General features: G+C 38.7%; 9 protein-coding genes. All 9 read right to left on the bottom strand.

The features are described from left to right. Positions 1-75: 75 nt before the first annotated feature. On the bottom strand, positions 76-1,038 hold the full coding sequence (locus TEPIRE1_RS00835; protein WP_013777301.1) for a peptidylprolyl isomerase: 963 nt from the start codon (positions 1,036-1,038) through the stop codon (positions 76-78). Between the two features lie 61 nt (positions 1,039-1,099). After that, entirely contained in the window at positions 1,100-4,636 is a 3,537-nt protein-coding gene (gene mfd / locus TEPIRE1_RS00830) for a transcription-repair coupling factor (protein ID WP_013777300.1), read from the bottom strand. Positions 4,637-4,802: 166 nt separating this feature from the next. Beyond that, entirely contained in the window at positions 4,803-6,005 is a 1,203-nt protein-coding gene (locus tag TEPIRE1_RS00825) for a DNA methyltransferase (RefSeq protein ID WP_013777299.1), read from the bottom strand. Positions 6,006-6,028: 23 nt separating this feature from the next. Then, complete coding sequence (locus TEPIRE1_RS00820; protein WP_013777298.1) at positions 6,029-6,607, bottom strand: hypothetical protein; 579 nt, start codon at positions 6,605-6,607, stop codon at positions 6,029-6,031. Between the two features lie 132 nt (positions 6,608-6,739). Continuing rightward, complete coding sequence (locus TEPIRE1_RS00815; RefSeq protein WP_013777297.1) at positions 6,740-8,236, bottom strand: MATE family efflux transporter; 1,497 nt, start codon at positions 8,234-8,236, stop codon at positions 6,740-6,742. Between the two features lie 497 nt (positions 8,237-8,733). Beyond that, entirely contained in the window at positions 8,734-9,555 is an 822-nt protein-coding gene (locus TEPIRE1_RS00810) for a Cof-type HAD-IIB family hydrolase (protein ID WP_013777296.1), read from the bottom strand. A 157-nt stretch (positions 9,556-9,712) separates the two neighbouring features. Then, positions 9,713-10,921 (bottom strand): threonine ammonia-lyase, encoded by a 1,209-nt coding sequence (gene ilvA / locus TEPIRE1_RS00805; RefSeq protein ID WP_013777295.1) that lies wholly within the window; start codon positions 10,919-10,921, stop codon positions 9,713-9,715. 159 nt (positions 10,922-11,080) lie between these two features. Beyond that, on the bottom strand, positions 11,081-11,458 hold the full coding sequence (locus TEPIRE1_RS00800) for a RidA family protein (RefSeq protein WP_013777294.1): 378 nt from the start codon (positions 11,456-11,458) through the stop codon (positions 11,081-11,083). 24 nt (positions 11,459-11,482) lie between these two features. Further along, positions 11,483-12,154: a helix-turn-helix transcriptional regulator gene (locus TEPIRE1_RS00795; protein ID WP_013777293.1), complete on the bottom strand. Its 672-nt coding sequence runs from the start codon at positions 12,152-12,154 to the stop codon at positions 11,483-11,485. Between the last annotated feature and the right edge of the window lie 211 nt (positions 12,155-12,365).

Below are 12,365 nucleotides of genomic sequence, written 5' to 3'. Positions count from 1 at the left end.
TTTTCTGGTTTTTCTTTCACATATAGTATATAACATATATGGCGGTTCTATTCATTGAAGGCAGCATATGATTATTTATAAATATTTTTCTATTTTCGATTGCTTTTTCCATTCGTCAAGATATTTATTAAACTCTTCTTCTTTTTTGCTGTTTTCTAAATTAGACTTTATATAATCTTTAGCATCGTCAAAGCTCAAAGACGTCCTTTCTCCTGTAACTTTAATTATGTGATAGCCGAATGTGGTTTTAACAACATCGCTTATCTCTCCGGGCTTTAATGCAAAAGCTGCTTTTTCAAATTCAGGATCCATCTTACCTTTAGAAAAGTAGCCTAAATCACCACCCAATTCTTTAGAACCCGGGTCTTTGGAATAATCCTTTGCCAGTGCAGCAAAATCTCCTCCTGCTTTAATTTCAGCCAAAATCTTTTTTGCCTCATTTTCCGTATCGACCAAAATATGGCTTGCCCGTATTTCCGGCGCCGGCAGCTCAAACATAGTTTTATTATCTTCATAGAATTTTTTAACTTCTTCATCAGTAATCTTAATATCAGATGTTAATTTTTCCTTAAATTGATTTATTACAAGCTGTTCCTTTACTAATTTCTCAAAAGAACTTCTATCCAATTCCTGTTGCTCCAAATATTTATCTAAAGCATCCTTGCCTCCGTGGTACTGCTCTAAGTCACTTATAGCCTGTTTAAATTCTTTTTCGCCCAATGTAATATTGTCCTTTTCCGCTTGCTGCAATATCAATTGGTCGTTTATCATGGATTCCAATACTTTTTCCCTAATCTCTTTTAATACCTTCTTACCTTCATCTGTAGAAAAATCTTGGCCATTAGCTTCTAATGCACTTTTAACCTGCAAAACCTGGCGGTCATAATCGGATTTTAGAATTAATTCATCATTGACCTTAGCAATGACCTCTTTGCCGTCAATGATTTTACCCTGTGTTTCAACTTTCTCTACATTTTGGCATCCTGCCATAGCTATAACACATATTAATAAAAGAATCGAAATTTTAATCGTCCTCATAAAATCCACCTCATCTCCAATTGCTCAGCATTTATTTTACTTATTATATTATATCATATTATTATACTACACTGCATACTTCCTGCATAGCCTTTAACTCTTCCAAAATCTTCTGTAGACGCAGTAAAAGTTTTATCCCTCCACTGCTTCTGGTTTTGACCGCAATTGTGGGAATCTTTGTTCCTATGATATTTACCTGGCTACCCATCACTGTTTTTATTCGCAGCAGCATCTCGGGCGTCAATTTGTTACTATCGTGAAATTTTATGTTAATAATATCGCCTTGTTGTATAATGCTGGCTATCCTGAGCTTAGCCGCCAAAACTCTAATACGCGATATCACAATTAAATTTCTTGTAGGTTCTGGAATGTCCCCAAACCTGTCTTCCACTTCTTCCTCCAAATCATCTACTTCTTCCATGGTATCTACCGATGCAATTCGCTGGTAAATTTCCATCTTTAAGGCCGGTTTGCTTATATACTTATCGGAAATATATGCATTGACATCAAGTTCCAACACAGGCCTTATTTCCTCTTCTTCCTTCTCACCTTTTAGTTCCTTCACCGCTGCTGCCAACAGTTTGGTGTAAAGATCATATCCTATTGCCATCATGTGACCATGTTGCTCGGCTCCAAGAATATTGCCGGCTCCGCGGATTTCCAAATCCTTTAAAGCTATTTTAAACCCGGATCCGAATTCCGTAAACTCACGAATTGCCGAAAGCCGTTTTTCCGCCGCCTCGCTTAATACCTTATCTTTTTTATAAGTCAAATAGGCAAATGCTTGCCGATTAGACCTGCCCACCCTGCCGCGCAATTGATACAGCTGCGAAAGCCCCAGTCTGTCTGCCGAAGTGACAATTAAGGTATTTACATTGGGTATATCAAGCCCGCTCTCTATAATAGTGGTGCATACCAAAACATCATAATCATGCTCATAAAATCCCAGCATTACTTCTTCTAATTCATCCTCATTCATCTGACCGTGAGCTACTGCAATACGAGCTTCGGGCACAAGCCGTTTAAGCTTTTGTGCCTCTTCGTGAATGGTCTGCACCCTGTTGTAAACATAGTAGACTTGCCCATTGCGGGAAAGTTCACGCATTATTGCATCTCTGATAAGTGATTCATTATGTTCTACCACATATGTTTGAATTGGAAATCTGTCTTCCGGCGGAGTTTCTATTATACTCATATCCCTTAAGCCACTCATGGCCATATGCAATGTTCTGGGTATAGGGGTAGCCGTAAGCGTGAGCACATCAACATTTTTCTTGAGTTGTTTTATTTTTTCTTTGTGAGATACCCCAAACCGCTGCTCTTCATCCACTACCAGAAGACCCAAATCCTTGAATTTTATATCTTTTTGCAATAACCTGTGAGTCCCGATAATTATGTCGATTTCTCCGGTTTTCAGTTTCGTTAAAATATGTTTTTGCTCAGTCGGCGATTTGAATCGGCTGATAGATTCTATTTTTACAGGAAAGGGTTTGAATCGCTCAGCAAATGTATGAAAATGCTGTTCGGCCAAAATAGTAGTAGGAACCAGCACTGCTACTTGTTTACCGTCCATTACTGCTTTAAAAGCCGCCCTCATAGCAACCTCGGTCTTGCCATATCCCACATCTCCGCAAAGCAGCCGGTCCATAGGTTTTGGGCTTTCCATATCACGCTTTACTTCTTCAATGGCGGCCAGTTGGTCAGGAGTTTCTTCATATGGAAACATGTCCTGAAACTCCTTCTGCCATGGAGAATCGGCTGAAAATGCAAAACCGCTCACAGACTCCCTTGTTGCATATAATTTTATCAATTCCTCTGCCATTTGTTTTATTGAATCTTTAGCTTTGCTTTTGGCCTTATTCCACTCATTACCGCCCAGTTTATGAAGTTTTGGAGGTGTATCATCCGCACCTACATATTTTTGTATTAAATCCACCTGGTTTGTAGGAACATAGAGTTTATCTCCTCCGGCATACATTAATGTAAAATAATCCTTTATATGCCCCCCTACTTCCAGCGATTCAATACCAAGATATTTCCCAATGCCATGGGTTATATGAACAACATAGTCTCCCACATCAAGCTCATTAAAATCTGTGATCCGTTTACCCTTTGCTTTAGGCCTTGCCTTGGTTTGCCGCTTTTTTGGCCTCCCATATATCTCCGAATCCGAAAAAATAGCCAGTCTTATATTAGGATTGTCAAAACCATGCTCTAATGAACCCGGCATTACTACTACTTGACCTGGCTGTAAAGGTCCGTCTTCATCGCTGTATATGCTAACTTCAATATCTTTTTCTCTCAGGCTTTTAGACAAATACTTCGCTCTCTCTGCAGTGCCGGAAAGCAGCACTATTCTGTAATTTCTACGCTTTAGCCTTAAGATTTCTTCGACTGCTAAATCCAATTTTCCGTAAAAAGAAGGAATTGATTGGAACTGAAAAGAATATAACTTACGAGATTCAAACTCTGGATGTATCTTAGGCAACATAGAAAAATAAACCGTTCTTTGCTGTTTTAATCTTTCCAGTATCTCAAAAGGACTACAGTAAATGTTGGCCTGGGATGCCAGAATTTCGCCTCTTTCCAAGAGTCCTTTGTAAGTTTCCTGCACTTCGAAGGCAGCATTTTTCTGGGCTTCCAAAATTCTGCCCGGTTCTACCAATACTGATATAAGCCGATTTTCAAAGTAATCTAAAATCGTACAAAGCCGAGGATATAAATGTGATATATACAGTTCTGCAGACTCAAAAAAAAGTCCATTGGACAGTTTCCCAATATGTTCCTCAACTTTTTCCGCAAGATGTTCGGCAAGCTCCGGATGTCCCAGAGAATTTAACAAATTCCGCCGCTGCTTTAATTCTTCTGCTATGGCTATTGCAGCCGATTTTGCCGTATCCTCATCATAAACTACTTCTCTTGCAGGGCCTACAAATATTTTGTCGAGTTTATCAATCGATCGCTGATCTTCCGTAAGGAACTCTCGTATAGAATCAATTTCATCATCAAAAAATTCTAAGCGGTAGGGATATTCTTGAGTGAGCGGATAAATGTCAAGAATTCCGCCTCGAACGGCAAATTGGCCTTGAGCCTCAATCATTTCCACGCGTTCGTATCCCATGGCCGATAGCTTAGATACAATATCATCCATAGCAATTATATCCCCAACTTTGAGCTCTAAAGTGAATTTTTTCACAATATCCGGTGCCACCACTTTTGTAAGCAGCGCTTGAATAGGAGCAACCACTACCATGGGTTTTTTCATCAATAAATTTTCCATTACCTTCAACCGTTTTGCCGTAAACTCCGGACTTCGTGCAGCCGTTTCATATGGCAAAACAGAACTTGCCGGAAAAACAGCAACCTCATCGGCACTTAAAAAAAACAAGAGGTCTTCCGCAAGTTTCTTTGCTTCCAGCGAGTCGGCAGTAACTACTAATATCTGCGGGACTGCCCTGTTCTTTAATGCAGCTATAAGATAGGCCCGCTGAGAGTCTGACACACCATAAGCAAATAAATGCGACATACCGCGGCTTAAGTCTTTTACCAATTTTTGAAATTCCGCTATCTCCTCGGTGGTTTTTAAAAGCTGTTTCATCAATATACTCCTGTTAAAATAAAAATAATAATTTTCAGTTAAATACCAAAAAGCCCTTTTCATTCTTTTAAACAAGGGCTGCTGGCTAACTTTTATTATAACCTAACTAAGTAACTATATCAATAAAAGATTAAAGTGATAAAATTACATCTGTGAATGTTGTTTTTTATTCAAACTTATAAATCTCACAAAATGCCTCGGTAAGCATTTTTTCAAAACTGTTTTCCTTTTTACCTTGAAAATCGTTAACTGTTATCTCATCTGCGATAAATTCATGGCTCATATCAAGCCACGAACGCCAAAGATATGTAAGCTCAAAATACTGAATACTCCCTCCATAGGGCGGATCCGTAAAACAATAATCTATGCTTTCATCAGGAATGTCGGAGAGGTTTTGTGCCTTAGTGTTTAATTTCATAAAAGTTTTGCCATTTAAAAGGCCATCGAAGTTTTCTGTCTGATTAAAATAATCACCTATAAGCCTGTTGGTTTCCTCTTTTCCTTGACAAACGCCCCAATGCCACTTGACTCGGTTTTCGAATCTATCCCAGACATTTTCCTCAATCCAGTCGTCCATGCAATAATAAGAATTTGCTGACATCGGCCTTAAGGTTTCACTCTTGAGTTTACTAACATGAAGCAGAGTATTGGAAAAGGCTAGGAGCATAAGCTCTCTTATGTTTTCATCCATGATTTTCTGTATTTCATGATATATAAGTGAAAGGGCGATTAAATTACGCTGTGTAAAAAGTTGATCAACGGTGTTAATACCGTCTTTTTTGAGCCTCATGGTTTCGCGCCCGTCGGGAAATGTATTTTGCGGAACCCAGTATGGTATTTCACGGCTTTCTACAGTTTCTATAAATGCCTTTTCTTCAGGCAAAAGCAATCTTCGTATATGGCCGCTTCGTCCGTGCCCTTTGCTGCATCTTGCTTCAACAATCCAATGGCCTTTAAGAGAAGGGCCGCGAACTACATGTTTTGAATAAAGCGGTGCACCACATTCCGGACAAGGTTCGGCTAGACGGTACATATCCATAATATTACTCTTAAGCTTCGTCTTAATCTTTATAAACTCGGCATCAAACTTCTTTAAATCTACAGGTGAGCGGCAAGTGTTTCCGGCAATAAATACAGCCATAGGATTTAAATCATTGAGCACCGCTTTCCTTCGATGTATCAACGCTTCACACCCTACTACACCACTGCCGCAGAAAGGGTCCAGCACGATTTCCCCTTCCCTTGTAAAATGTTTTATGTATTCAGCCACCACATACCATGGTTTAGCCGCCCAATACTTGTGCATCTTGTATCGCGCACAGTCTTTTTGAGGTGGAACGGCATAGTCTATCGGTGCTTTAATGCTCATGGATCCATCTCCATTGTAACTATTTAATACAGCCATGCGGTAGGAATAAGAAAAAACCATGGAGCTGTCAAAATTCCCACTGCAAGTCCTAAGCTGCGAGCTTCATCCGCACTGAGATTGAGTCTTTTTTTCCCAACACGGCGATGATGCTTGTAAATTAAAAAGCCTACTAATAAAGTAACTAAAATATGCATAAGACCGCTGACAAAATTTGACCAAACAAAGTATGTATCTATATACTTAGCGAGGCGGGCCGTTTCTAACAAGCCCACCATCAACATCCCGCCTAAGAAATCAGCAAAATATCCGAAAAGTGCGGCTCTGAAAGAATATCTCAAAACCATTCGGTTATCTATCTGCGGCTGAATCGTTTTTTCACTGCCAAAAGCTCTGAAGCAATATATCTTAGGATTATTGAGCTTTTTATGTTTTTTTAGATACAGCCAAATAACGGCTGCATCAATTACAAAATTTACAACAAAAACAATGGGAATACGAGCCGGAATAAAGGGAAATACCCATATGGGGAATATAAGATTATAAAGTACAGTCTTGCTTTTTGGAGAAGCGTTATCACATTTGTCTTTTTCAAATAGGGTCATGAAAAATGCCTCCAAAAAATATCCAATCATTATGTTCTTTAGAGCAAGCTCTTGCGGATTTTGGGAATTAGCTCCTATTTCAATTCTCACTTCTTCACAAGAGCTAATTCCGATACGACTAACTGTGTTAAACTATGCCATAGCCTGCTTCCACTGGCCGCCCGAAAATCTCTTGATTACAAGCAACATTCTCACTAACATATCTGCCACAACGGCAATCCATGCACCTATTAATGCCATTCCAAGCACGTCTGCCAATAAATAGCCTAATACAAGGCGAATACCCCAAACACCTATTGTGCTTATATACATGGTGTATTTTGTATCTCCTGCCCCACGTAAAGCTCCTGCTAAAATAAAATAAACTGCAGTAAAAGGTTGAGAAAGTGCCAAAATTTTTAAAGCACTTGCGCCCAGCGACATTACTTGCGCATCTCTTGTAAAGATTTCTATAGCATACTTGCCAAATGAGAAGAAGATTAGCCCAACTAAAGACATTAGGCATACGCTAATAATTGTTGACTGATGAGTTGCTTCTTCCGACAGCTCAGGCTTATTTGCACCTAAACCCTGTCCTACCAGCGTAGTAGTTGCCATTTGAAATGCCATAACAGGCACAAGTCCAAGGCCTTCAATATTTATTGCTATTTGGTGTGCAGCAAACATTATAGTGCCAAATCCTGCAATCAACCGTGCAAACAGCAGAGCACCACCCCTCATAATCAGCTGTTCTACCGCTGCCGGGATACCAATATCCAAAACATCCCGAATTATATTAGGTTCAATTCGATATGAATCGTGAACAGAAATGTGGATAAACTTATCTCTTCTATATACTGCATGAAGTGTAATAATAAATGCTATCATTCTTGAAAGTGATGTAGCTACTGCAGCACCTGCCACTTCCCACCGAGGAAATCCAAGTTTTCCATTGATAAGCACCCAATTACCAAATAAATTAACAATATTTGCTACCATGTTCGAAATCATCGGCGTTACCATATCGCCCGCACCCCTTAATGAGGCTGCAAGCACCATATTGCCTACTGTAAATATGGTTCCTGCCATGATTATCTGCAAATAAATTGTCCCAGGTGCAATTGTGTCAACATCAGCTCCCATTAAGCGTATAATGCTGCCGGAAGCAGGAATTCCCACTGCCGTTATAACAGCTCCCATAATCAATACAATTACAAAAGACTGCCGTGTGACACGACAAGCATAATCCCTGTCACCTGCTCCAGCTGCTCGTGCAACAAGAGCAGTTGTCCCAACTACCAATGCACTAAATACCGAAAAAATAAGCATTGTCGGCTGAGCAGCTAACCCCGTAGCTGCAATGGCCCATGGTCCTAAGACGCCAACCTGAATCATATCTATCATCTGCACCAACATCATAAGGCCGAACTCAACCAGGGCAGGTAAAGCCAATTTAAGTATTGCTCTGCGTATATCGGCAGATGTTTGCGCCTGCAGGAACGAGGAGGCCGTAAAATCCGAATCATTCAATTTTCTTTCCTTATTTTCCTCATTTTCATCAGTTCCGTTTATATCGGAGCCATCGATATCGTCGTATTCACGGTCTGGAGCAAAAAACCCTCGTAACCCTTTTGCTTCGAATAATGACATGTACTGAAACACCTCCCGGAAACTATAAAATAAAATTATAGTATATAACTCTGCAATAGAAGAACATTTTACGCACTATACATACGCTATCCGCAAACACGCCAGAAACCATATGACTTTTTCTGACACATTGGATAAAATTGCCCTCATAAAGCAGAAAATATATATACTATATACTTTATCATTTTACAGTACAAATATTCTTGTGTCAAATAATATCTTCAAACAAAACATGCCATTTTGTAAATTAATGTAACTATTCAGCGGTCTGTCATTCTGCTGTATACTGCTGTCATTCTAAGCGCAGCGAAGAATCTTATTTAATCCTTACAAAGATCCTTCACTACGTTCAGGATGACAAATCGTTTTCATCCCCTTAATAGTAATAATTAATCATTGCTCAGAAGGCCGTCAATCCAATATAAAAAAGATTATCGCCAACTACTTAAAGTAATTATGCGGCACTTCTCAAATTTCAAGCATTGCACTTGTAATAATTACAACTTTAAATAATTTTCTATAGCCCACGCAACACCCTTATCATGATATCCTTTTGGCGTCACTTTTACATGAGGAGGCAGTTTGGGTAAGTCGTCAGAATGTCTTACGAACACCGCATTCTTGGCATAGTTTAGCATGGGGATATCAGTTTCGCCGTCACCTACAGCTAAGACTTCTTCTGGTGCAATACCCAGCTTTTCGCATAACATCTTAAGCCCACGGCCCTTGTCACATGTGCTGCTGTTTATTTCACAAAGATAAGGATATGAACGAGAGCGTTTTAAGTGCGAAAGCTTTTGTGGCCATATTTTATAAATTTCCAGAGCCTTATCTCCGCTCTCGGTGACCAGCATTATTTTAGCAACATTTTCCCTGGTAAGTTCTTCGGGTTTTTCCGCAATTTTTTTTGGGGTTATTTCAAAAACCCCGAGCTTGTCCAATATCCATTCTCTATCCAATGGCAAGTTGCAATGCAGTTCTACATCCTCCTGTTTAAAAATTGTTGTGGCAACACCGGGTATTTTTGTGCTGAATTTAATAACTCCATCTGCCTCATCCTCAGTCAAAAAATCTTTCCATACAATTTGACCTTGCCAATATATTAATGCACCATTGTTTAAAATTAATGCAGTTTCCGGGCCAAGGTTTAAAACTTCCGTTACTTTTCTTACGCCCTTGCGATGCCTGCCGGTTACCAAAGCAATTTTTATGCCGTGATTGATTGCCTTTTTTATATTTTCCTCGTTTGCCGGTGAAATGTTATTCTCACCATCAACCACTGTACCATCAATATCAAGGGCAATTAATTTTATTGTCATTTAGAAATCACCTCATAAAAATATTTCCCTGATTACTTACTTAATTATATAAAATTTCTGTTTTACCTTCTTTTAAATATAATTTCCCAAAAAACAAGTTAGGGATAGCTTGATTTACACTTTATCAAGCTATCCCTATGCATGCACATAACACATATTATAATAATAAGAAGTTATAGTCATTTAAAAGCAAAAGCTTCTTAATCTCTTCTGCATGCTCTTCATCGGCGGTTTCTAATTCCAGCTCAACTTTGGCATATCCGATGGGTATGTCTCTGGTAGAACGATTGTGTGTAACTGATAATACATTAGCACCGGTTTCGGCTACACGATTAAGTAATATGCCCAGTGTCCCAGGTTTATCCGGTATGAGGGTATCGATTAAAATTCTCCTGCCGCTTTTTGCAAGACCTTTGTCGATTATCCTTGACAGCATATTTACATCGATATTACCGCCGCTGATAAGTGCAACTACTTTTTTATTCTCTATATATTCCAGTCGATTTAAAATTGCCGCAACCGAAACTGCTCCTGATCCTTCTGCAATAACCTTGGCTCTTTCCATTAAAAGCAGTATGGCATTTGCTATTTCGTCTTCGTCAACGGTGATAATATCATCTACATAGTGTCTTATTATATTAAATGTAAGTTCACCCGGGGTTTTAACAGCAATACCATCGGCTATGGTAGGCATACCTTCTATGGTAGCTATATGCCCTTGTGAAATAGACTCGGCCATTGATGGCATATTTTTTGCCTGAACACCTATAATCTTAATGCTGGGTTTTATGCTTTTTGCAGCTATGGCAACACCGGATATTAAGCCGCCTCCGCCTACGGGAACCACAATTATATCTGTATCGGGCAAATCTTCAAGAATTTCAAGACCAATAGTGCCTTGCCCTGCTATTACTTCCGGATCGTTGAAAGGATGTACAAATACAGCACCGGTTTGTTTTTGAATTTCTTTTGCTTTTTCATAGGCCTCATCATAAACATCACCATATAGTATAACTTCGGCTCCATAACTCTTAGTTGCAGCAATTTTTGAAAGCGGTGCATGTTTCGGCATTACTATGGTAGATTTGATTCCATAAGATGTAGCTGCCATTGCCACGCCCTGTGCATGATTTCCCGCTGATGAAGCTATAACACCGTTTTTCCTGTCTTTTTCGGGTAAACGGCTAATTTTATTAAAAGCTCCTCTTAACTTAAAAGACCCGGTTTTTTGGAGATTTTCCATCTTAAGATATACGGAACTTTTAGCCATTTCACTGAAAGTCGTATTATGAACCAAGCTGGTCTTGTAAACTGCATTCCTTAAAGAGCTTTTGGCTTCTTGAATATCTTTTAAAGTAATCTCCATAACATTTCACCCTTCAATCTTTCTCTTTTTTCTCTCTGCAGTCCAACTTGTAGTTGATTTTAAGGCTAAAAGTGGCTTAAATGAAAATGGTGTTAAGTATTTCCACTAAGCAGGACTGCTTTATACTTAAACTCGGGTCGTAATTAGTAAGATATATTTTTATTTCTGTGCTATTACTTCAATTTCGATCAAAGCACCCTTCGGCAATCTGCTTACTTCCACGCAGGAACGGGCAGGTGGCTCCTTAGTAAAATAACCTCCATATATATCATTTACCAAGGAAAAGTTATTTAAATCAGTTAAAAAAATAGTAGTTTTTATTATGTTAGAAAAATCCATTTCTGCTGCACTTAATATATTCTTAATATTTTCCATTACCTGAGATGTTTGAGCTTCAATTCCGCCTTCTACTATTTCACCCTTTTTCGGATCAATGGCAATTTGCCCCGATGCAAATAATAAATCTTCCAACATTATTGCCTGTGAATAAGGTCCGATTGCTTTTGGTGCAAGGTTCGTATTAATAACTTTTTTCATTAATAATACCTCCAATTAATTTTTTTATTTATTTAAATACCGATAAACGGTATTTTCGGAAACTTTTAATATCTTTGCCACCGATGCAACAGCACCTTTAAGAAGAAATACACCTTTTTCGTTTAATTGCTGAACAACAGCAGTCTTTTCATCAGGTGAAAGCCTTTCCGGAGGTATAGCCAGCCCACTGATGGTATTATCAATGGTAGCATATACTATTTCATCAATAGAGCAGCTGAGATTCTCAGGGATGCCAAGAAAAGGTTCTGTGCCGGCAGATTCTCTAAAATTATTATTATCGCCATCGGTTTTTATAAAAACATTAATGAACTTTTGGGCTGCAAGTGCATCTGTTAGGTCTATATTTATACACAACATGCCTATTAATTCGTTTTTTTCATCCTTAATAAAATAAGTAGATGAGCGGAGTTTTCTACCATCGGATGATTTACCGGGATAGTTGAGCAGGAAATTTTTCTTTTTATATGAACCTTCCTTCAATAGCTTAAGACCCAAATCTGTCAGCGGGCCGCCAACTTTTCTACCACTTATATGATTATTTTTAATGGCTATGATTGACTCATCCACATTGCTGCAGTCATGCAAAACCACTTCGCAGTTCGGTCCCACTATACCGGCAATGAAATCCACTAGAGGAATATATGCTTTCAAAGCATTATTATATCCTTTTCCCATCAAATCACCTCGATGTAATATATTCTGCTTTTAAGTAAAAAATCCTTCTCATGATAAAAATTTTTTCTCTTAGGAAACATTGTACGATAAATGTGCAAGGTTCTCGACATGCCTTTTTACAGTACTACTTACTATAAAGCTGTAACTAAGTGCTTTTATTTTTCTCAAATTATATACGTAAATATTAGACAAAATGTTAAAACATAAAATT

Origin of the sequence: Tepidanaerobacter acetatoxydans Re1, from assembly GCF_000328765.2 — a bacterium.
In the GTDB taxonomy this organism is placed as follows: Bacteria; Bacillota; Thermosediminibacteria; order Thermosediminibacterales; family Tepidanaerobacteraceae; genus Tepidanaerobacter; species Tepidanaerobacter acetatoxydans.
Note: the sequence above shows the minus strand (reverse complement) of the source record. Positions and strands in the feature narration are given on the sequence as shown.

Bases quoted from the DNA above. Each gene is read 5' to 3' on its own strand.
- TEPIRE1_RS00795 (WP_013777293.1), bottom strand. From the start codon at position 12,154: ATGGGAAAAGGATATAATAATGCTTTGAAAGCATATATTCCTCTAGTG.
- TEPIRE1_RS00820 (WP_013777298.1), bottom strand. From the start codon at position 6,607: ATGACCCTATTTGAAAAAGACAAATGTGATAACGCTTCTCCAAAAAGC.
- TEPIRE1_RS00815 (WP_013777297.1), bottom strand. From the start codon at position 8,236: ATGTCATTATTCGAAGCAAAAGGGTTACGAGGGTTTTTTGCTCCAGAC.
- TEPIRE1_RS00835 (WP_013777301.1), bottom strand. From the start codon at position 1,038: ATGAGGACGATTAAAATTTCGATTCTTTTATTAATATGTGTTATAGCT.
- mfd (WP_013777300.1), bottom strand. From the start codon at position 4,636: ATGAAACAGCTTTTAAAAACCACCGAGGAGATAGCGGAATTTCAAAAA.
- TEPIRE1_RS00800 (WP_013777294.1), bottom strand. From the start codon at position 11,458: ATGAAAAAAGTTATTAATACGAACCTTGCACCAAAAGCAATCGGACCT.
- TEPIRE1_RS00825 (WP_013777299.1), bottom strand. From the start codon at position 6,005: ATGAGCATTAAAGCACCGATAGACTATGCCGTTCCACCTCAAAAAGAC.
- ilvA (WP_013777295.1), bottom strand. From the start codon at position 10,921: ATGGAGATTACTTTAAAAGATATTCAAGAAGCCAAAAGCTCTTTAAGG.
- TEPIRE1_RS00810 (WP_013777296.1), bottom strand. From the start codon at position 9,555: ATGACAATAAAATTAATTGCCCTTGATATTGATGGTACAGTGGTTGAT.